The organism is Opitutaceae bacterium (assembly GCA_041395105.1).
In the GTDB taxonomy this organism is placed as follows: Bacteria; Verrucomicrobiota; Verrucomicrobiia; order Opitutales; family Opitutaceae; genus B12-G4.
The window spans coordinates 1,593,081-1,611,950 of record JAWLBB010000001.1 but is presented as its reverse complement, the minus strand read 5'-3'; the positions used below and the strand labels follow the sequence as shown (position 1 = coordinate 1,611,950).

The 18,870-nt window shown below is 62.0% G+C and carries 16 protein-coding genes; 7 read left to right on the top strand and 9 right to left on the bottom strand.

Going from position 1 to position 18,870, the window contains the following annotated elements:
• Positions 1-73 precede the first annotated feature (73 nt).
• On the bottom strand, positions 74-3,862 hold the full coding sequence (smc, locus tag R3F07_06355) for a chromosome segregation protein SMC (GenBank protein MEZ5275981.1): 3,789 nt from the start codon (positions 3,860-3,862) through the stop codon (positions 74-76).
• 180 nt (positions 3,863-4,042) lie between these two features.
• Between smc and R3F07_06350 the strand changes: the two genes are divergently transcribed.
• The 3 genes from R3F07_06350 to R3F07_06340 all read left to right on the top strand — a co-directional run bounded on the left by R3F07_06350 (position 4,043) and on the right by R3F07_06340 (position 5,853).
• On the top strand, positions 4,043-4,483 hold the full coding sequence (locus R3F07_06350; protein ID MEZ5275980.1) for a CBS domain-containing protein: 441 nt from the start codon (positions 4,043-4,045) through the stop codon (positions 4,481-4,483).
• Positions 4,484-4,689: 206 nt separating this feature from the next.
• A complete protein-coding gene (locus R3F07_06345; protein ID MEZ5275979.1) occupies positions 4,690-5,184 on the top strand; it encodes a response regulator in 495 nt (164 codons plus the stop codon).
• 234 nt (positions 5,185-5,418) lie between these two features.
• Positions 5,419-5,853 (top strand): GNAT family N-acetyltransferase, encoded by a 435-nt coding sequence (locus R3F07_06340; protein ID MEZ5275978.1) that lies wholly within the window; start codon positions 5,419-5,421, stop codon positions 5,851-5,853.
• Between the two features lie 80 nt (positions 5,854-5,933).
• On the opposite strand, the gene R3F07_06335 is transcribed toward R3F07_06340, so the two are convergent.
• The 3 genes from R3F07_06335 to R3F07_06325 all read right to left on the bottom strand — a co-directional run bounded on the left by R3F07_06335 (position 5,934) and on the right by R3F07_06325 (position 9,621).
• Complete coding sequence (locus R3F07_06335; protein MEZ5275977.1) at positions 5,934-7,328, bottom strand: hypothetical protein; 1,395 nt, start codon at positions 7,326-7,328, stop codon at positions 5,934-5,936.
• Between the two features lie 5 nt (positions 7,329-7,333).
• Positions 7,334-8,477 (bottom strand): peptide chain release factor 2 gene (prfB, locus tag R3F07_06330; GenBank protein ID MEZ5275976.1). Its coding sequence is split into 2 segments (ribosomal slippage): positions 7,334-8,404 and positions 8,406-8,477, totalling 1,143 coding nucleotides; the frame shifts between segments, so codons are not numbered across the junction.
• 193 nt (positions 8,478-8,670) lie between these two features.
• On the bottom strand, positions 8,671-9,621 hold the full coding sequence (locus R3F07_06325) for a GDP-L-fucose synthase (GenBank protein ID MEZ5275975.1): 951 nt from the start codon (positions 9,619-9,621) through the stop codon (positions 8,671-8,673).
• Between the two features lie 326 nt (positions 9,622-9,947).
• Between R3F07_06325 and R3F07_06320 the strand changes: the two genes are divergently transcribed.
• On the top strand, positions 9,948-10,514 hold the full coding sequence (locus R3F07_06320; protein MEZ5275974.1) for a dihydrofolate reductase: 567 nt from the start codon (positions 9,948-9,950) through the stop codon (positions 10,512-10,514).
• 401 nt (positions 10,515-10,915) lie between these two features.
• Here R3F07_06320 and R3F07_06315 read toward each other — a convergent pair whose 3' ends face one another.
• Complete coding sequence (locus R3F07_06315) at positions 10,916-11,755, bottom strand: hypothetical protein (protein ID MEZ5275973.1); 840 nt, start codon at positions 11,753-11,755, stop codon at positions 10,916-10,918.
• A gap of 269 nt (positions 11,756-12,024) precedes the next feature.
• On the opposite strand from R3F07_06315, the gene R3F07_06310 reads away from it, so the two are divergent.
• Positions 12,025-14,316, top strand: a complete 2,292-nt coding sequence (locus tag R3F07_06310) for a patatin-like phospholipase family protein (protein ID MEZ5275972.1) — start codon at positions 12,025-12,027, stop codon at positions 14,314-14,316.
• A 208-nt stretch (positions 14,317-14,524) separates the two neighbouring features.
• Here the strand turns inward: R3F07_06310 and R3F07_06305 are convergent, their stop codons facing one another.
• From R3F07_06305 to R3F07_06290, 4 genes are all read right to left on the bottom strand, one after another.
• Positions 14,525-15,484 carry an acetylxylan esterase gene (locus tag R3F07_06305; GenBank protein ID MEZ5275971.1) on the bottom strand — a complete coding sequence of 320 codons (960 nt, stop codon included), beginning with the start codon at positions 15,482-15,484 and terminating at the stop codon, positions 14,525-14,527.
• Between the two features lie 290 nt (positions 15,485-15,774).
• Positions 15,775-16,263 carry a hypothetical protein gene (locus R3F07_06300; protein ID MEZ5275970.1) on the bottom strand — a complete coding sequence of 163 codons (489 nt, stop codon included), beginning with the start codon at positions 16,261-16,263 and terminating at the stop codon, positions 15,775-15,777.
• 52 nt (positions 16,264-16,315) lie between these two features.
• Positions 16,316-18,013 carry a Na/Pi symporter gene (locus R3F07_06295; protein MEZ5275969.1) on the bottom strand — a complete coding sequence of 566 codons (1,698 nt, stop codon included), beginning with the start codon at positions 18,011-18,013 and terminating at the stop codon, positions 16,316-16,318.
• Positions 18,010-18,396, bottom strand: coding sequence for a metalloregulator ArsR/SmtB family transcription factor (locus R3F07_06290; protein MEZ5275968.1), 387 nt, complete (start codon positions 18,394-18,396; stop codon positions 18,010-18,012). The genes R3F07_06295 and R3F07_06290 overlap by 4 nt, the downstream gene beginning before the upstream one ends.
• 86 nt (positions 18,397-18,482) lie before the next feature.
• On the opposite strand from R3F07_06290, the gene R3F07_06285 reads away from it, so the two are divergent.
• Both R3F07_06285 and R3F07_06280 read left to right on the top strand, forming a co-directional pair.
• Positions 18,483-18,686: a DUF2892 domain-containing protein gene (locus R3F07_06285; protein ID MEZ5275967.1), complete on the top strand. Its 204-nt coding sequence runs from the start codon at positions 18,483-18,485 to the stop codon at positions 18,684-18,686.
• Positions 18,683-18,838, top strand: a complete 156-nt coding sequence (locus R3F07_06280) for a DUF6132 family protein (protein MEZ5275966.1) — start codon at positions 18,683-18,685, stop codon at positions 18,836-18,838. Before R3F07_06285 ends, R3F07_06280 begins: the two co-directional genes overlap by 4 nt.
• Positions 18,839-18,870: the final 32 nt, after the last annotated feature.

Sequence of the window (18,870 nt, the reverse complement as noted above, 5' to 3'; positions counted from 1 at the left end):
CACGTTAACTGACTCCCGGTCCCAAAAACAACCCGTAAGAGGCTATCGCGTCAGGGGAGGCGATCCAACGGGGTCAATCCGCCGCAGCCACCGCCAGCTTGGCCATTTCCGATTCGTGGTGCTCGGTGTGGAATCGCATCGAAACCACCTTGGAGACCCCTTTCTCCTCCATCGTGATCCCGTAAATGGCCTGAGCGGCCGCGATCGTCCGCTTGTTGTGGGTGATGATGATGAACTGGGAACTGTCCGTGAACTGCCGCAGCAGCGTGGTAAAGCGGCCGATATTCGATTCGTCGAGCGGAGCATCGAGCTCGTCAAGAACGCAGAAAGGACTGGGCTTGACCATGTAGATGGCAAAGAGGAGAGCGACCGCTGTCATCGTCCTCTGCCCTCCCGAAAGCAGGGACACATTCTGCAACCGCGTTCCCGGCGGCTGCGCCACGATCTCGATCCCCGATTCAAGGGGGTCGTCGGAGGCGACCAGTTCCAGCCCGGAACGCCCTCCCCCGAAGAGGATCTTGAAGGTCTCCGCGAAATTCGTCCGGATCTGTTCAAAGGTCGCCGTGAACTGCTCCTGCGAGGTCCGGTTGATCTCGTCGATCGCCTCAAGCAATTGTTCTTTTGAACGCACCAGATCCCGGCTCTGGTTTTCGAGAAACTCGTGGCGCTGCTTCAACTCGCTGTATTCCTCGATCGCGACCAGATTGACCGGTCCCATCGCGTTCAGACGCCCACGCAGAGCTTCGCACTCGGCCTTGACCGCCGACCAGTCGACCGTATCAAACGCGGCCAGCTCCTCAGTCGTCGGCTGTGCCTTCCGATCCTCCACCACGGCCTCGTCCGGAACATCCGAATCGTCGCCGCCCCCGGCATCGCCATTCCCCTCGGCTTCCCGGGACCGGGCGTCATCCTCCGGGTCGTCGATCCGGCGGATTCCCTCCGGCTGCCGTCCGGCCAGCCAGAGCTCAAATCGCCAGTCGACCAGTTTCAGGTCGGTCTGATGTTCCCGGATCATTTCCTCGAGCAGAAAGGTGATCTGCGATTGCTCCTTCGCGAGACGGATCTGGACCTGGTTGAGGCCCTCGCGGGTGCCATCGACCTGTTCACGAAGATAGGCCTGTTCCTTCTCCAGCAGGCTGACCGCCTCCTCCACCGCCAGCAGCCTGCCCTTGATCGAGGTAACCGACTCCTGGGCCGTGGCCACCGTGACCGCAAGGGACTCGGCGCGGTTCAGCTCTTCCTGGTGCTCGGCCGCCAGGCCTTCGCACTGTTCCCCCCAACTGTCGATCTCGCGTTCCCGGCTCTTCTTCAACTCCTCCAGAGTGGCCCGGCGCTGCCCCATCTCGCTCAGCCCCCGCAGAGTCAGGTCGAGCTTCTGCTTCTTTTCGGCCAGCTCAAACCGAGCCTGGGCGTGCTCCTCCCGCCGCCGGTCGCGTTCCTCGCGAAACTCGGCGATCTGTGACTCCACTTTCTCGATACCCCCGCGCACCTGCGCCGATGCCGCTTCGGCTTCGGACAGCTTTTGTCGGTTGGCGGCGAGACGCCCGGCTGCGCGGGTCCGGTTTTCCTCCAGGCCCGCCTGTTCGCGGTCAAGCCTTTCGACCCGGGCCTTCAATTCGTCCAGCGAACGGGCCGCGTTCCGTGTTTCGGTCTCCAGTCGGGCCGTCTCCTGAACCGCCTCGGACTGCTCCTGCCGACGCTGTTCCACCGCCTTCTCGGCGGCTTCCAGGGCCTCACCGCGCTTGGCGGCTTCCGCCCGCAGGGATTCGAGGCGCGCCCCATCTGCGGCGATCTCTTCAGTCGTCTCCCGCAATTCGACCTCGCGCTCGAGGATGCCGCCCGAGTTCTCCTTCCTGAATCCCCCGTGGACGAGTCCCCGCCGGTCGATCAACTCGCCCTTGATCGTCGCGACGAGCAGGAACGGGAATCCTGGATTCTCCTTCCACCAGGAAAGGAATCCTTCAAGACTCTCGGCCACATAACAGGGGGCAAGCAAGGCGGCAACCGGATGGGTGCCGTTCTCGCTTTCCGCGCAGGTGATCAGCTCGCCGGCCGGGCGGAGTCCCTCCGGAATCGGCACAGCTGCGGATTCCGGCAACGCCCGCTCGGCGACCGGAAAACGGACCACTCCCGACCCGATCTTGCGCTCATTCAACTCCCGCAGGACAGCCCCCGCGACGGCTTCGTCGGCCACCGCGACCGCCTCGAGAGCCGAGCCGAGCAGCGTTTCGACCGCCCGGCTGTGACGGCGGTTCACCTTGAAGCCGTCGGTCACTGCAGTGAAGGATTGACCCTCAAAAGCCCCCTTGAGCCTTCCCTGAAGCAGGGCCTTGGAACCTTCGCCAAATCCTTCCAGACGATCATGCAGCTGCTGCAGGAGTTTCTGCCGGGCCGTCTTCTGGGCGATCTGCCGGTCGAGCCCCTGGATCTCGGTCTGGATACCGCGAAAATCCGCGAGGGCTTCCGCCGCCCCTTCCCGCGCCTTTTCAATCGATTCCTTCAGCAATTCCCGGGCCTGCCGGGCCGCATCCAGCCGGGATTCAAAATCGGCCAGCTTGCCGGCGGCTTCATCCGCGGCGGTCGATGCCTCCGCCCGGTCCTCACCCAGACGGGCGATCCGGTGCTCGGTCGTCTTGAGGTCGACTTCGAGGTTGGCCGCTTCATTGCGCAGACGGACCAGGCTGCTGTCCGCCTCAAGCAGCCTGAGCTTGCGCTCCTGCAGGTCCTTTTCCGCCGCGCCCAGTGCCCTCTCAACGGCATCGAGCTTTTCGCTGCGGTCCCGGAATGTCGTGTCAAAAGTCCCGACCAGATCGAGCTGGAACTGTCGGTCCTGGACCCCGGAATCGACCCTGCCGGCCAACTCGGTCAGTTGCTCTTCAATTCCGACCAGATCCTGACGGGCCTGGTCAATCCGCTCGAGCAGGCCGGCTCGCCGGACTTCCGAAAGATGGGCCTGGTTGAGTGCCTGTTCACGCTTCGAACGGAGATCGAAAACGCCCTGCTGGGCTTCCTGAATGCGCTCGTTGAGGTTCTGGCGCTCACCCTTGCGCCCGGCCAGGGCGAGATTCTTCTGCTCCAGCTCTTCCTGCATCTGCCGGATCGAGCCATCGGACCCGGACGCCTGGTCTTCCAGCTTGTGGACCGAGGACTGCAGCTCACGCCAGACGAAGTTGCCATGGGCCAGCTCAAGATGCCGACGCCGGTGGCTCAGCTTCTTGTAGCGGACGGCCTTCGAGGCCTGTCGCCGCAGGCTCCCGATCTGCCGGGAGACCTCTCCGATCACATCCGTAATCCTGCTGAGGTTCGCATCGACCAGCGCCAGTTTATTGAGGGCCTCGCGACGCTGACTCTTGTACTTGGTGATCCCCGCCGCTTCCTCAAAAACGACCCGCCGTTCCTCCGGTTTGGATGAAAGGATCTGATCGATCTGCCCCTGGGCCATGATCGAGTAGGAGGTCCGGCCAATCCCCGTGTCCATGAAGAGGCGCTGGATATCCTTCAGCCGGCACGAACGGCCGTTCAACAGATAATCGCTGCCGCCGTCCCGGGAAACCCGCCGGGTGATCTCGATCTCGTGATACTCGCTGCCCAACTCGGTTTCGCATTCCGTCAGGAGAAGCGATACCTCGCAGATGGGCAGCGGCTTGCGCGAATCGGTTCCCGAGAAGATGACGTCGTGCATCTTGCCCCCTCGAAGCGCCTTCGCGCTCTGCTCGCCAAGAACCCACCGGATGGCGTCGGCGATATTGCTCTTCCCGCAACCATTGGGGCCGACGACGGCCGTCACCCCGCGTTCAAACCGAAGCTCGGTTTGGTCCGCGAAGCTCTTGAAGCCGTTCAATCGGATGGCTCGGAGGTGCATAAGGGGCGCATTTGAAGGGCCCCTCCGGCCTCAATCAACTGAAAAAGCGAACGAGGCGGGGAAGAGTCCGACCGCATGCCAGCGCACCGTCCGCGCCGACCCGTCTCCGCCCCCGGGATTTTGCATTGCCCTGATCTCCGCCCACCCTAATCTCACAACCCGCATACCCCCAAGCTACCCATGAAACTCACCATCTCCACTCTCCTGGCCCAGAAAGGGCCGCAGTTGTTCATCGTGCAATCATCCGCCACCGTGGAAGTGGCCGTCCGGGAAATGAATGACCACAAAGTCGGCTGCGTCGTCGTCATGGAAGGCGAGGCGCCCGTCGGCATCTTCACCGAGCGCGATGTCCTCCAACGCGTCGTCGCCCGCGGTCGGCCCGTGACCACCCCCGTTTCGGAGGTCATGACCGCCCCGGTCGAAACCGTCCATCCCGACCTCTCAATTGACGACGCCATGACCACCATCACGGAGAAGCGACACCGTCACCTGCCGGTGGTCGACCAAGGAAAACTGATCGGTCTCGTGTCGATCGGCGATATCACCCGCTGGCTGGTCGCCACCCACAAGGACGAGGCCCAGAACCTCTGGCATTATATCACCGGTTCCTACCCGAGCTGACGACCGGCCCGGTCCCTCCGATTAACCGGAGTGACATTCTGTCTCGATTCGAGGACCCTTCGAGGCGTTGAACCTCTACCCGCAGGCGCGGTCCAACTTCCACGCGGAGCAGGAAAATCGCAGTCTGTGGTCAGGAATGGGTAATTTTCTGCGAAATTCTGCCGTATAGAGACCCTGTTGACCGGTATTGAACAGGGAGATAACGGATGCGAATTCTATTCCTAGAAGACGAATGGGAACTGAACGAAGTGGCTTCAGAGCAACTTCGGGCGATGGGACACCAGGTGCATTCCATGCTCGGAGTGGAACAGGCCCGTCGTTTCATGGATGAACACCCGGACTCCATCGACGTGATCATCGCCGATCACCGCCTGCCGGACGGTCAGGGCGTCAAGTTTGTTATCGAGGCCCGCCGTCAGAACCCGAGATTGAAGGTCGCCATCGTCTCCGGTTGTCTGAACGAGGACGACATCGCCCTGTTGCGTCAGGAACACATCCACTACTTTACCAAGCCACTCCTTTACAGCACGGTCCTGCGTGCCCTCACCCGTCCTCCCAACATCATGGTCAAGGCCGAACCGGAAGTTCCTCCCGAATCCGAACCGGTCGGCGCTGTTCCCGCTCAGGCGGAATCCGGCAGCCGGAAGAGCTGGTTGCGCTGGCCCTTCAGAAAGCAACTCGCCGAATCGACCCGGGACTGATTCCGCAAGGCAATCGAATCGGGCCCGAATTGCCGGATCGGAGGCATTTCCGCATCCGTCCGTTCTGATCGCCCCGGCTCCTTCAGGCGAACCGCTGAGGATGCGCGGCCGGAGACTGCCCCGACACCGGTGCTCACGATTCTTCGTGATGACCTCCCGCGCCGGGACCATTCGGATTCCCCGCCCGATCAAACGACTTTCCATCGGACGTTTCTTCGTCCATCAATCGTCGTCATGCAGCACGAAACGGTCGCGATTCGAAGGGCAAACTGGGAACTCGATGCCGAGTCCATCCGCCAGGTCAGGACCGAGGTTTTCGTCGTCGAACAAGGCGTCCCGATCGAATTGGAGATCGATGGCCTGGACCCGACTGTCCGTCACGTGCTTGCCGTCCTGAGCACGGGCGAGCCGATCGGAACCGCCCGACTCCTCGACAACGGGCAGATCGGTCGAATCGCTGTGCTGAAGAGATGGAGGGGAAAGGGGATCGGTCGTCAATTGGTCGAGACACTGATCCAGTGCGCCCGGGATGACGGCAGGAGCGCCGTCTTCCTCCACTCCCAGACCCAGGCCGTCCCTTTCTACGAGAAACTCGGATTCCGCAAGGACGGCTCGCCCCCCTTTGACGATGCCGGCATCCCACACGTCCATATGGACCTGACTCTCTAGGGCCCGCGCGCAAGCCAAGCCTCCATCGCAAACCCGACGGAAAGACGGATTCCCGGGCAACCGGAGGGGCCACCCCTGCCTTACCCGCCAACCGTCCGACGGCACGGCACCAGGGCCGCATCCTGCATGCCGTGGATGATTTTTTTGTCCGGCGGACAGAATGTCGCCAGGATTCCACTCAATCGGGTCTCTTCGCCGATCGCGAAATAATAGGGACACAGGCGCACCCGGCCCTCGACCTCTCTGGTCTGTCCATCCCGATCAAATACCGGATGCCGCGCCCGTTTCGGCTTGCGGTATTCCTGCAGGATATGAAGTCCACCCGGAGCTCCGACCAGCGCCTCGGCCAATGCCGCACCCCACTCCTCCTTCGAAACATCGCTGCCCAGAACCACACTGCGGGCGCCCCAGGCGGTCTCATGAAAACCCGAGCGTTTCACGATCAGATCGCGCTCCTTCTGGGAGGCACCCGCCAGTTCCTGCCAGTCCCTCAACGGGAAGCCCCCGACCATCGGACCGTCGAGGACCCCGCCCGGAGGCACCGGGGCCGGATCGAGTATCCAGGATCTGGGGATAATCTGACTCAGGAGCTTCCGGCTCCGCTTGGAGAGAGTCTCCGCCCAGAAGTCACGGAGCCGATGATGGTGGAAAAGCGCCAGGGAAAGCTTCTCTTCCTGAAACGGCCGAAGCGGCGGAGCCACCGCCACTTCACCGGTCTCCAGGGCTTCGATGATGAACTCGCGACCCTGGATATTCTCCAGGTCAAAGAGCTCGAAAAACCGATAGATGATATCGATCTTCTCCGGCGTGCCCCCGTGATCGAAACAGAGGGTTCCGCCCAGCGGGAACAGTTCCTCCGGCGCAAGGCAGTGTACCCGGAAACCGCGCTCCTGCAGGCGGCCCGCCAGCCAGACCATCTCCGGGCGATAGGTTGCCGCTTCCTCACTGACGACAATCGCGATGACCGGATTGGTCAGTTCGGGCCGAAGGCCCGCCAGGCTCGCATGGAAATTGAGAAGGATGGGCTCGCTGCCTCCGACGATCGCTTCCTCTCCCCGGTAGAGATCACAAAGAAAGGCGGTCAACCCAATCCCGCCGGGCACCGAGTCCAACTCGGTCAGGGCAAATCCATCATCGGTCAGGAGCAGATCGGGACGAAGGACGGTCGGGAACGTGCCCCGGCGCGATTTCGACCGTGCGTGGTCAACCAGCCAGTCCGGCTTTCCCCGGTCGAGGTAATCCGCCACCCAGGAGGCTTCCAGCGGACGATTACGCAGCAGGTTTTTCCCGGTGGCGCTCTTCAGATAGAGGATTTCGAGGGCCCGGTGAAAGTCGGCGCAGGCCGCTCCGATGGCCTCGATCTCCCCCAACTGCGAATCCGTCAGGGCGAAGGCCGAGGGAGACAACTGCCACGTCTTGTCCTCGAAGAGCTCCTGCCTGGCAAAAGCCTCCGTCAGTGCATCGAATCCCGGCATCGCTCCTAATCCTCGACCTGGATGTCCTTGTTGCGGTTGCGCGGGCAACCTGCCCGAAGCCAGGCAACGACGAACCGGTCGAGATCTCCGTCCATGACCGCCTGGACGTTGCCGGTTTCGGTCCCGGTCCTCAAATCCTTGACCAACTGATAAGGCTGAAAGACATAGCTGCGGATCTGGCTGCCCCACCCGATCTCACCTTTCTCGCCGTAATACTTCTCCATCTCCGACCGCTTCTCGTCCTGCAGTTTCTCGAAAATGCGGGCCTTCAGGATCTTCATCGCGGTCGCCTTGTTCTTGGTCTGGGAGCGCTCGTTCTGGCAGGCCACCACGAGTCCGGTCGGGAAATGCGTCAGGCGCACCGCCGAGTCTGTTTTATTGACGTGCTGCCCACCCTTGCCGCTGGAGCGATAGGTATCGACCCGCAAATCCTCCTCATTGATCTCCACCTCCACATCGTCCTCGATTTCCGCCACGACATCGACCGCGCAGAACGAAGTGTGGCGGCGTTTGTTCGAGTCGAAGGGACTGATTCGGACCAGGCGGTGCACCCCACGTTCCGCCTTGGCGAAGCCATAGGCGTTCTCTCCCCGGATCGAGATGGTCGCCCGGGTGATTCCGGCCTCATCGCCCGGCTGGAGATCATCGATCGCCACTTCGAATCCCCGCCGCTCGGCCCAACGCAGGTACATGCGCAAAAGCATGTCCGCCCAATCGCACGACTCGGTTCCACCTGCGCCGGCGTGGATGCTCAGGTAAGCGTCGGACGAATCGTGCGGTCCATTCAGAAAACTGCGGACCTCGAGCTCGTCGATCTCCGTCTTCAGACGGTCCACCGATTCGGCAAGCTCGTTCGCATCCGCCGAGTTCTCGTCGACCCCGGCCTCGTCCAGCAGCTCGGCCATCACTTTGACATCGTCGACCTTGCCACGGTAGGCCGTCAGTCCCTCGACCATCCGCTTGAGCCGATTCGCCTCCGCCATGACTTTCTGGGCGGCCTGCTGGGAATCCCAGAAGCCGGGCTGGCTCATCCGGGTCTCCAGCTCTTCTATTTTCCGTTGTTTGGTCGGGACGTCAAAGATACCTCCACATATAACCGGCTCTCCGGATTAGTTCTTCGATCTGGGTGTGGATCTCGGGATTGATCATCTTGGTAAGGGTTGATTGGAAAAGCCCGAAAGGAACAACAACCCCCGACCCTCCGCAAGGAAAAGGTTCAGAATTGTAGAGCGGGGGGCTCGACCTTGGTCGACGCCGCCCTTCCGGCTCCCTTCATCGCAGGAGAGGCTTTCTGCCCCGGTCAACCACCGTCTTGAAGCGGGAAGTCTCTTCGCCCCCCACCTCAACCGGTCCGAACCATCCCCGCTCCCAAGTCCTTCAGGTAAGCGGCGTAGGTGGATTTCAATCCGTCCCGCAGCGTTGTCCGGGCCGACCAACCCAGGGCGTTGATCCGCGAAACATCGAGCTGTTTCTTCGGCGTCCCGTCCGGCTTGGAGGCGTCGAAGACAAGCCTGCCCTCGAATCCGACCACTTCCTGAACCATCTCCGCCAGTTGGCGAATGGTCAGGTCGACGCCCGTGCCGACGTTGACCCAATCCGGCGGATCCTCGACCTGCAGCATGAAGTGGCAGGCGTCCGCCAGATCGTCGACGTGGAGGAACTCCCGACTGACCTTGCCGCTCCCCCAGACCACCACTTCCTCCGCCCCTTTCAGCCGGGCTTCATGAAACCGCCGGATGAGGGCGGGAAGGACATGGGAGTTCTCCGGATGGTAATTGTCGCCCGGCCCGTAAAGATTGGTCGGCATGAGGGAATGGAAGAGCACCCCGTATTGACGCCGGTAGTGCTGGCAGAGTTTGAGCCCGGCGATCTTGGCCACGGCATAGGCCTCATTGGTCGGTTCAAGCGGGCCGGCCAGCAGACAGTCCTCCGGCATGGGCTGCGGCGCATGCTTCGGATAGATGCAGGAACTTCCAAGAAAGAGAAAGCGTGTCGTTCCGAAACGCCGGGCCGCCTCGACCAACTGGGTCGCAATGATGAGGTTCTCATAGATGAACTCACCGCTGTAGGCGTTGTTGGCATGGATGCCGCCCACCCTGGCCGCCGCCATTACCACCACCGTCGGTCGCTTCCGCTCGAAGAAATGCTCGACCGCCTCCTGGCGCGAAAGGTCGAGCTCCTCCCGCGAGGGAAGCAGGAGGTTGGTATAGCCACGTCCGCGCAGATCGCGGACGAGGGCCGAACCCACCATTCCGCGATGACCCGCCACCAGGATGGAGTCATCTTTTTTCATGCCCTTTTCCCAGCCATAAAGAAACGATTCTGTCCCGGTGCGAGGCAAAATCGTCGCCATGAAAGCATCCGGAACCCGTGTCTTCACTCGGCCGGTTCAACCCATACTTGAACCCACAACCGTGGATGGCTATTGCTGGACCCGGCCAGATCTGCAACATTGACCAGAGCCATCAATGGACCCGACCACCGTTTTCCTTCGGAACACAGAGGTCTGCCCAATCACAATTCAATCAATCAGAGGGCCGATCGCTTCGCCCGCCGCGCAGGCAGCGGCTCTCCGCGCACCGGCATGACGAACGCATCCCGTTGCTCCTGAAGTTGACCATGTCCGCCGCACCCGAAAAGACCCGCCTCAGATCCATTCAGATCACCCTCGTCGCCGTGCTCTCGCTCGACGGCTGCCTGACGAAGGGAAACCAGCCCGGTGTCGGTTTCGCCTCCAAGGCCGACCAAGCCTGGTTTCGTTCGGCCCTTGAGGGTTTTGACGCCTCCATCATGGGGCGAAACACCTTTGACGCGGCTCGTTCCGCTGTCCTGGCGGCAGTTGAGAAACCCTCCCGCCGGCTCAGGATCGTCATGACCCGGCATCCGGAGAACTGGACCAAGGAATGGCACCCCGAAAGACTGGAATTCACCGACAGACCACCCGCCGAAACAGTCGCAGATCTCACCCGGCGCGGAAAGACGAATTGCGTCATTCTCGGCGGTTCTTCGATCAATCGCCTCTTCCTCGCCGCCAACCTGGTCGACCGACTTTGGCTTACTTTTGAACCGGTCATCTTTGGCTCCGGCCGACGCCTCGTCGACCGCGAGGTCGAAACCCGATTTCAGTTTGAGAGCGTCGAAAACCTTGATGCTTCCACCGTCCTCCTGAAATACCGGCGGAACTAGACGCTCTCGGGCAAACGGGCCCTGGTTGTGATTCGCCGGGTAGGGTACGAGCGATTGTTGGCGTCCTCCGGCTGGCGAGTGGCACATCGACCTGGCGAAGTGGCCAGATCCGGATTCGACGGCTGATTTGTAGCAACGGCGCTGAGCCCCCGTTCCTGTGTTCCTGTGCCGGGGCGGGCTGTGCGGCGGCCCGGCCCTTCGGTGGACTCGGGGGTGGTGAGCCTGTCGCACCAGTGGACCGCCTTCCATTGGATGCCCGACCATGGGTCGTGTTCTCACACGAGCGCCTATGCCCGGAGAAAACGGTCACTTTCATCAATCGCGCTGCACTGGAGGCAGTGCGACTGAGCTCTTGCGGCGCGTCAGGGGCGCCTCGCCCTGCCTTCGCCGGCCAGGACCGGCTACCGCGACTGACGCAGGGAAGCCTTGCTCCGGGTTTCCTGAAGCTCCATCCGCGGCACACGGTGCTCGAGGATCGAAAGGGACAACTCAATGACTTCCGCCGCTTCGTCCGGGGAATTCGTGCCGATGCAGACCATGTCCTGCTCGCGAATCGTGCTCCAGGAAAAGGCAAGGCCGACCAGGGGCGGCAGCTTGCCCGCCGCCAGCGGCTTGATCGTGATGACCGGCTTCTTGGAATTCCAGATCATGCGCTGCACCCAGTCGATTTCGATCTGCATCAGGAAGCCCGCCGCATTGTAGATCTGGATGTAGGTCTCCACGTCGAGCCCGGTCGCGTCGGCATAGATCGGTGTCTCGGGCATATGGGTGGAGAGACCGGGAATCATCCCCCGGTCTCGGATCATCTTCAGGTAGGGTTCGATCCCGGCCAGCGAACGCGTCCGGCGGTTCACAAAAGCGTCCGTCGTCGCCTGGTGGGGCATGCAGATGGCCACACCCATTCCGGCAAGTTGATCCAAGGTCCTCTCTGCCTGATCCAGACTTTCGGCCGAGTCGTCCAGCGGGAGAGTCGGAATGGAAACGGTCAGGCATTTGCGTCCCGTCCGCTGCTCCGCCTCCGCGATCGCATCCGTGATCTTCGGCACCGGCGTAACCCCATAGAGGGTGTCGACTCCGGCCCGCATGAAGACCTCGATCACGTCGGCAATCCTGCCGGAAGTCATTGTTTCGACGATCTGCTTGTCCTTCGCCTTGCTGGTATGGGAGTACCCCATGAACCAGTTCGTGCCGATCATGAGGCGGGAAACCGACAACCCTCCGATCACCGAGCGGGGAAACATGCCCCATTGCAACCGGCTCGTCCGAAAATGTCCAGCGGGGACTTCCCGGACCCAACTCCGACCAGGCATCCGTGATCGGGAATCGGGCGACATCCCGGCAAGCGGCGGACGCTTGCCATTCGGGACTGAGCGGCTTCTCCTGAATCCTCGAAATCCGGATTGGGGTATCACCCATTCCCACCCGACATTGAAGGCCCTCCATGCTCGACAATTCCCAGCCAGCAACCCCGCACTCGAATCCGAAGTGTTCATCCACCACCGCCGGCATCATGCAGACCCCTCGACGCGTTCTTGCCCTCTTCTTCACGACCGCTCTCCTCGGCTGCCTCCCCCCAACGCTTGCCGCCGCTCCTGAAGACGCCCCCGCAGGACGTGACCAAAACCGGCCCCGGATCGGCCTGGTTCTGGCCGGCGGGGGCGCCCGCGGGATCGGCCATGTCGGCGTGATCCGCATGCTTGAGGAATTGAATATCGAGGTCGACTACGTGGCCGGGACCAGTATGGGCTCAATCGTCGGCGGACTCTACTGCGCGGGCTATACCTCGGACGAAATGCTGGAATGGCTGAAGCAGACCGATTGGGAGCGGCTTCTCAGCGATTCCCTGCCCCGCCAGGAACGCGGCTATCGGGCCAAAGCGGAAGAACTGGATACACCCCGCTGGGCCGAGTTCGGCATCGACAAGTCCGGACTGAAAGTGCCCAATGCCTTCATATCCGGTCAGAACCTGCTGGTGGCTCTGCGGGATCTGACAGGTTTCGTCGGACCTCGCAGTTCCTTCGACAGCCTCCCGGTTCCGTTCCGTGCCGTGGCCACCGATGTGGAGACCGGAGCAATGGTCGTCATCGATCACGGCTCGCTGGCCGACGCGATGCGCGCAAGCATGGCGGTACCCGGGGTTTTTGCGCCCCACACCGTCGATGGCCGGGTTCTCATCGACGGATTCGCCTCCCGCAACCTGCCGATCAGCGTCGTCCGCGACATGGGGGCCGACGTGATCATCGCCGTCGACGTGAGGCCCGAACTGCTGCCGGCAGACCAACTGACGAGTCCGATCGCGATGGCGGAGCAGCTCATCTCAATCCTGTCCCAGAGGGATACCCTGGAACAAATCGAGACGCTCGATTCGAACGACGTCCTCGTCCGGCTGAAACTCCCCGGCTACGAATCCTCCTCGTTCCCTGATGCTCTCGATATCGCCGCCCTCGGTTACGCTGAGAGCGAGGAATTCCGCGATGCACTGGCCACCCTGACTCTGCCACCGGAGCTCTATGCCGCAGGTGAACGATCCCGCCGAAGCCTGCCGCGCAATGCACCCGTCATCGCGGCCATCGAGGTTGAAGGGAACGACCGCGTGGCTGAGGCGGCCGTGCGCAAACGCCTGAACATACGGACGGGGGAACCGCTCGATCCGGATGAACTGGAGTACAGCCTCGGCCGGGTTCATGACCTGGGCTACTTCAAGAGCGTGGACTACCGGATCGAGGACCGGCCCGAAGGCAAGGTTCTCGTCGTCCGCACTGAACCCAAACCATGGGGCCCGAACTTCCTGCTTTTCGGTATCGGTCTCGAGAGCAATCTCGATGGATCCAGTGAGATCAATGTGCGGGCCTCCCTGCGGTTCACTCAGCTGAACCGCCTCGGGGCGGAGATACCCATACAGATGTCGATGGGAACGGTCGACCGGCTTGACGCTGAATTCTTCCAGCCGGTGGACTACACCGGAACCTTCTTCCTCGCGCCCCGGGGTGAGTTCCTCAGAACACCCGAAGCCTACCTGGTCGATTTCAGTTCACTGAACCCGGACGTCCGACCCCAGCAGGTCACCTTCGAACGCCAGACCTTCTTTGGGGGCCTCGCGGGAGGCCTGCGCATCGGAACCTACGGGGAGTTCCGGGTCGGAGTGGAGAGCGGATCCGTCCGCAATACCGACATCCAGGCACCCGCCATCATTGTCATCGGACCGGACGGAGAAATTGAAGTGGTGGATCTCGGTGACCAGTTGATCAACTACACGACCGACCGCATCTACACGTCCCTGACCCTGGACCAGCTCGACGATGCCTTTTTTCCCCGGCACGGCTACTATCTGAACGGTTCGATCAACCACGAAACAGGCCAGTACGGAACCACCACCGGCAGCCTGCAGATGACGACCCCCTTCCCCTTCGGCAGTTTCGTCATCCAGCCCCGCCTGGCGGTGGACTACACCCTGGATCAGGAAGCCATCGTCGCCCGCCTTCCCTTCCGGGTCGGAGGACTCTTCAATCTGTCGGGCGTGCCGACCGATGAACTCTACGGGTCCAACGCCTTTGTCGGAGCCATTGTCGTCCGCAAACGACTGGGCGGAGGCGAAGCCAACGACGGCGTATTCATCGGCGGTTCGGTCGAGGCCGGAAACGTCTGGGAAGAAAGCAACCGCTACCTGCCCGCGGACTGGATCTTCGCCGGCAGCGCCTTCCTCGCCGCCAGCACGCCCCTCGGCCCGGTCCACCTGGCGGTGGGCATCGCCGAGGGACATTCCCCGACCATCTACTTCACCCTCGGCCGGGTCCTGCCGTAAGCAAAGGAGCCCTTACCCCAAGGGCCCCTATGCTACGGTTTGTTTGGCCGTTGTGAAGAACGGGAATGGCCTCAGCCGAAGTTCGGCAGGATCGGTGCCAGGATGGACGCAATCGCGATCGACCGCCGAACGGCGGCAGCGGACGAGACCCGTCATTAGGCCCGCCCGGTTCGATCGCGCTCCTGCAATCGGAGCCCTGACGGGCACCTCACAATCCGACCATGAAGTCGAAGATCGAGTCGTTCATGTCCGGGAGGCCTTCGTGGCCGAAATCCGGGTAGATGATCATGTTCTTCTTCGAGGTGATCCGGTTGTAGGCGGCGAACTGGGTCGATGCCGGGCAGATTTCATCCATCAGGCCGGTGGCGAAAAGGATTTCCGATCTGATTCGCGGGGCAAGGTGTTGGCAGTCGATGTAGCCGAGGCGGGTGAAAATCTCCTCCTCCCGCTCGTGCCGGGGATCAAAGTGCCGGAAGAAGGTCTTCAGCTCCGCATAGGCCGCCTTGGCCAGGTCCATCTCCCAGACCCGCTGGTAATCGCAGAGAAAGGGAAAGACCGGGGCCGCCCGCTTGATCCGGGGCTCAAGCGAGACGCAGGCCAAAGTCAGTCCGCCGCCCTGCGATCCACCGGTCGCGCCGACCCGGGTCTCGTCGACTTCGGGCAGGTTCATGACCACCCGGGCAAGCATGGCCGTATCCAGATAGATCTGACGAAAAAGCAGCTTGTCCGGGCAATCGTCGAGTCCGCGGATGATATGGCCGTTGTGGGTGTTGCCCTTGACCCCTCCGGGATCTTCCGACCAGCCGCCCTGTCCGCGGCAGTCGAGCGCGGCCACCGAGTAGCCGAGACTGACGTAGTTCAGCTTGTCCGACCAATCCCCGCTGTGGTGGGTGTAGCCATGAAACTGGAGCACGGCTGGATGCGGCTCGACCCGGCCGGTCGGGCGCAGGTACTTGGCGTGGATGCGGGCACCGCCCACCCCGTTGAAGAAAAGGTGGAAACACTCGGCCCCGGGCACCTGGAAATCAGATGGGCGCAACTCCATTTCCGGGTCGGTGGCATCGAGCTCGGCCAACGCCCTCTCCCAATAATCATCAAAATCGGCCGGCCTGGGATTGCGGCCGAGATAGGTCTTCAATTCGGGGAGTGGTTTGTCAATCAGTGGCATGGTGGCGCAGAAGGAGCGAATGGGCTGGATCGAGGGAGTTCCCGGACGTCCGGCCCCCCCTTGTCAGCGAAGTCGAATGAAAATCCCGTTCCGAGACAAGAACGCATTAGTGAGGACGGGCCCGGAGCGGGTTGGATGCCCCGACGGTTCAGGAACTCTCAAGAAGTGGAGAAGGGATGGAAGGGAATGGGGCCGGTCCCATCCGTTCGTCAACTTTCGTTCCTGTCGTGTCCATTCCCCACCTTCCCGGAAGGGCAACGCCCGCTGCAATGGGCGGATTGAATAAACCCTCAATTCTCCCGCTGGTATTCAGTGGCAAAGTCGTCAGCCATCCGGTCCATCGCCTCGAGAATGGTGTCTCCCCGATTGGCGATCCCCGCGGTCTTCCGTTTCCAGGTGACGGCGTCGAGTTCCACCAGGGACTTCAGTCCCCGGACCGGCACGACTGTTTCCCGCAACTCCAGATCAATGGTGTAGAGGTAACTGGGCCCGCGGACTTTCGCCAATTGAAGGGTCACCTCAAGGACCGGGCGTCCGGGCTCGTCCACCACGTGTTCCGGACCGATCAGGGTGACATTCCGGGCTTCGAGAACCCGGCGCAGACGGTCGAGAATATCCTTCTCGACCAGGGCGAAGGCTCCGGCCTCGGCCGGAAGTGGAGCCAGTTCCAACCCGACGGCGGGAAGCGATTGCAGCGTACTCATCGAGGTCTCCGCCCGTGCCGTCAGCACAATCAGGCACCCCCAGAGGGCACCGGTAAACAGGGTAAGCTTGAACACGGGCTGATCCAATCGTCTGCGGGAGAAGGCGCAAAGCAAAATCGCGAAGACCTCAGTCGACTTCGGATTCTTCCGTTGTTGGTTTCGGCTCCTTATGCCGGACCGGAAGCCCCCGCTTGGAAGGTTTCAGCCTGAAAAACGGTTGGCGCATCTCTCCGGCGATGACCGCGCAATGGCGGCCGATCCGCTCCATTCCGGCCGAAAACTCTGAAAAGAGCAGGCCGACCATGGGGGGAAGCTCATGATGCACCACCCGCTCATTGACCGACCCTCTGATCGGAGCGGAAAGGCGCATGAAATCCCTGCGTTTCTCAAGCACCCGCCAGGAAACCTCATCGTAGCTGGAGAGGTCCGGATTGAAGGTCGCGGCAAGATCGACCAGCATCGAGCGCACCATCGCGAAGAGCTGCGATTGCTTGGATCGGGTGTCGGCGTCAAAACCGTCGGGAAGATCCCGTTCCCGCCGATCACCGAGCCGATGAAGGCTTTCGAGATGGTCGCCGATCCGTTCGAGTTCCACCATCGCACGATTCAGCGCCTGCACCATCAAAGCCTGGCGCTGAGAAAGGTAATCCCGGCTGAGTTGCTGCAGGTAGGCCTGGAGCGAAATCTTGATTTCATCGATGGCGGCTTCATTGAGCCTGACCCGCTGTCGTTGGGTCCGACTCGAGCCCAGGGACATCACTTCAACAGCCTGCAGGCTCTCCAGGACGATCGAGGTCGCCCGTCCCAATTCGAGCATAGTCGCCGCCAATGCGTCCTCCGGGGTTTTGAGGAGCCGCTGATCAAGGTAACTCCCGGGACGCTCGGGCCCGGACGAGGGCGTCATCCGGCGGAGCAGGCTGAGCATGGGCTGGCGCAGCGGCAGATGGACGGCAATACCCAGCAACATGACGAGGGTATGGAAATTTGCCGTCTGCCGGACGAGATCCGCGGAGGTCGCCTCCACTGCAAGTATCAGATATCCGGAGACCGCGGCGGCCAGAAACGAGGTCCCCACGTTGAATCCGAAGTTGGCATAGGCTCCCCGACGAGCCTCGATCCCCGCGCCCAGAGTCGCGAGCAGAGCCGTGATGCAGGTTCCGATATGCGCACCAAGGACGATCGGAACCGCCGATTCGATCCGCGTGATGGCCCCCACCCCGATCAGGACAAAGACCGTCCCGATGACCGCCCCGGAACTCTGCACGGCCGCCGTCACCAGGGTGGCCAGGGCGATCCCCCCGAGCATGCCAAGGGCAGTCGTCCCGTCGATCTTCGCGAGGACCGGGGCCAGCGCCTCCCGGTAGGGGGTCACCGAGTCTCCCATCAACTTCATGCCCAGGAATATCAGCCCGAATCCCAGCACGGCCTGTCCGGCTGCACGGGCCACTCCGGGCCGGCGAACGAGGTAGACGAGCCCACCACTGGCCACCGCGACCAGGGCATAGTCGGCCAGTTTGAACGAGATCAACTGCATCGAGAACGTCGTCCCGAGGTTCGCCCCCATCATGAGGGGGAACGCCGCGGCCAGGGTGAGGAGCCCGGCATTCAAGAAACCGACCGTCATCACGGTGGCCGCACTGCTGTGTGCGACAAACCCCAATCCGGTCCCCAACCCGACCGCGGACAGGGCGTTGCGGGTGGATCGCTCAAGCCATAACCGTATCCGGTCTCCGGCCGCCTGCCGAAGACCTTCGGTCATCAGACGCAGCCCGAGCAGAAACAGGACGAGCCCACCGACCAGATTGAAGACCCCAATCCACGTCATGTGAACAACTGGGCCCGGGCCTGGCTTTGCCGCCGAAGCCCGCCGCACACATGTTCACACAATTCCAGGATGGACGGATCCTCAATTCGATAGTAGACATGCAATCCTTCCTTGCGACGACCGAGAATTCCCGCCTGGGCCAGGGTCTGAAGGTGCCGCGAGACATTGGCCTGGGTGGCTCCAATCCGCTCGACAAGGCTGGAAACCGTGGCTTCTCCTTCAATCAGGGCATGGATCAGACGCAGCCGCATCGGTTCACTGAGGAGCTTGAACCGGTCCGCCACCAGCTGGAGAAACGCATCGGGCGGCATGGTGGCCGGACGACCGATCGCCTGGGGTGAAAAAGGGCTTGACGATTCTCTATTAAATGATTGCTTACTCATATAGTAGTTTTGTAGGGACTCATATAGGAATGCAAGCTTATCCCCTCAAAACAAGCAAAAAGACCCATCCGCCTCCATCACCATCCATGACCATCGAAAACGCCATCCGGATCCTTGCCGGAACCTTCGTCCTGATCAGCATCACGCTGGCCAGCCTCGTCCACCCCTGGTGGCTGGCTCTCGCCGCCTTTGTCGGGCTCAACCTCATCCAGTCCGCCTTCACCGGTTTCTGCCCGGCGGCCCTGATTCTGCGCAGACTCGGGGTCGGCAACAACCCGCCACTGGCGTGAACACTGTTCCACCCATCCTTATCGGCGCCGTCATTGGCGGCCTCATCGGTTACTTCGGCCGATGCCGCACCGGTGCCTGCCTGCTGACCAGCAGGTGGTGGGCGGGAGCCCTCTACGGAGCGCTCCTCGGCTATCTCCTGGCCGCGCGCTGAGCGGCAGCTCTCGAAACCGCCTTAATCATCCC

Excerpts from the sequence above, each read along its gene's own strand:
- smc (MEZ5275981.1), bottom strand. The coding sequence starts at position 3,862 with ATGCACCTCCGAGCCATCCGATTGAACGGCTTCAAGAGCTTCGCGGAC.
- R3F07_06350 (MEZ5275980.1), top strand. The coding sequence starts at position 4,043 with ATGAAACTCACCATCTCCACTCTCCTGGCCCAGAAAGGGCCGCAGTTG.
- R3F07_06345 (MEZ5275979.1), top strand. The coding sequence starts at position 4,690 with ATGCGAATTCTATTCCTAGAAGACGAATGGGAACTGAACGAAGTGGCT.
- R3F07_06340 (MEZ5275978.1), top strand. The coding sequence starts at position 5,419 with ATGCAGCACGAAACGGTCGCGATTCGAAGGGCAAACTGGGAACTCGAT.
- R3F07_06335 (MEZ5275977.1), bottom strand. The coding sequence starts at position 7,328 with ATGCCGGGATTCGATGCACTGACGGAGGCTTTTGCCAGGCAGGAGCTC.
- R3F07_06325 (MEZ5275975.1), bottom strand. The coding sequence starts at position 9,621 with ATGAAAAAAGATGACTCCATCCTGGTGGCGGGTCATCGCGGAATGGTG.
- R3F07_06320 (MEZ5275974.1), top strand. The coding sequence starts at position 9,948 with ATGTCCGCCGCACCCGAAAAGACCCGCCTCAGATCCATTCAGATCACC.
- R3F07_06315 (MEZ5275973.1), bottom strand. The coding sequence starts at position 11,755 with ATGTTTCCCCGCTCGGTGATCGGAGGGTTGTCGGTTTCCCGCCTCATG.
- R3F07_06310 (MEZ5275972.1), top strand. The coding sequence starts at position 12,025 with ATGCAGACCCCTCGACGCGTTCTTGCCCTCTTCTTCACGACCGCTCTC.
- R3F07_06305 (MEZ5275971.1), bottom strand. The coding sequence starts at position 15,484 with ATGCCACTGATTGACAAACCACTCCCCGAATTGAAGACCTATCTCGGC.
- R3F07_06295 (MEZ5275969.1), bottom strand. The coding sequence starts at position 18,013 with ATGACGTGGATTGGGGTCTTCAATCTGGTCGGTGGGCTCGTCCTGTTT.
- R3F07_06290 (MEZ5275968.1), bottom strand. The coding sequence starts at position 18,396 with ATGAGTAAGCAATCATTTAATAGAGAATCGTCAAGCCCTTTTTCACCC.
- R3F07_06285 (MEZ5275967.1), top strand. The coding sequence starts at position 18,483 with ATGACCATCGAAAACGCCATCCGGATCCTTGCCGGAACCTTCGTCCTG.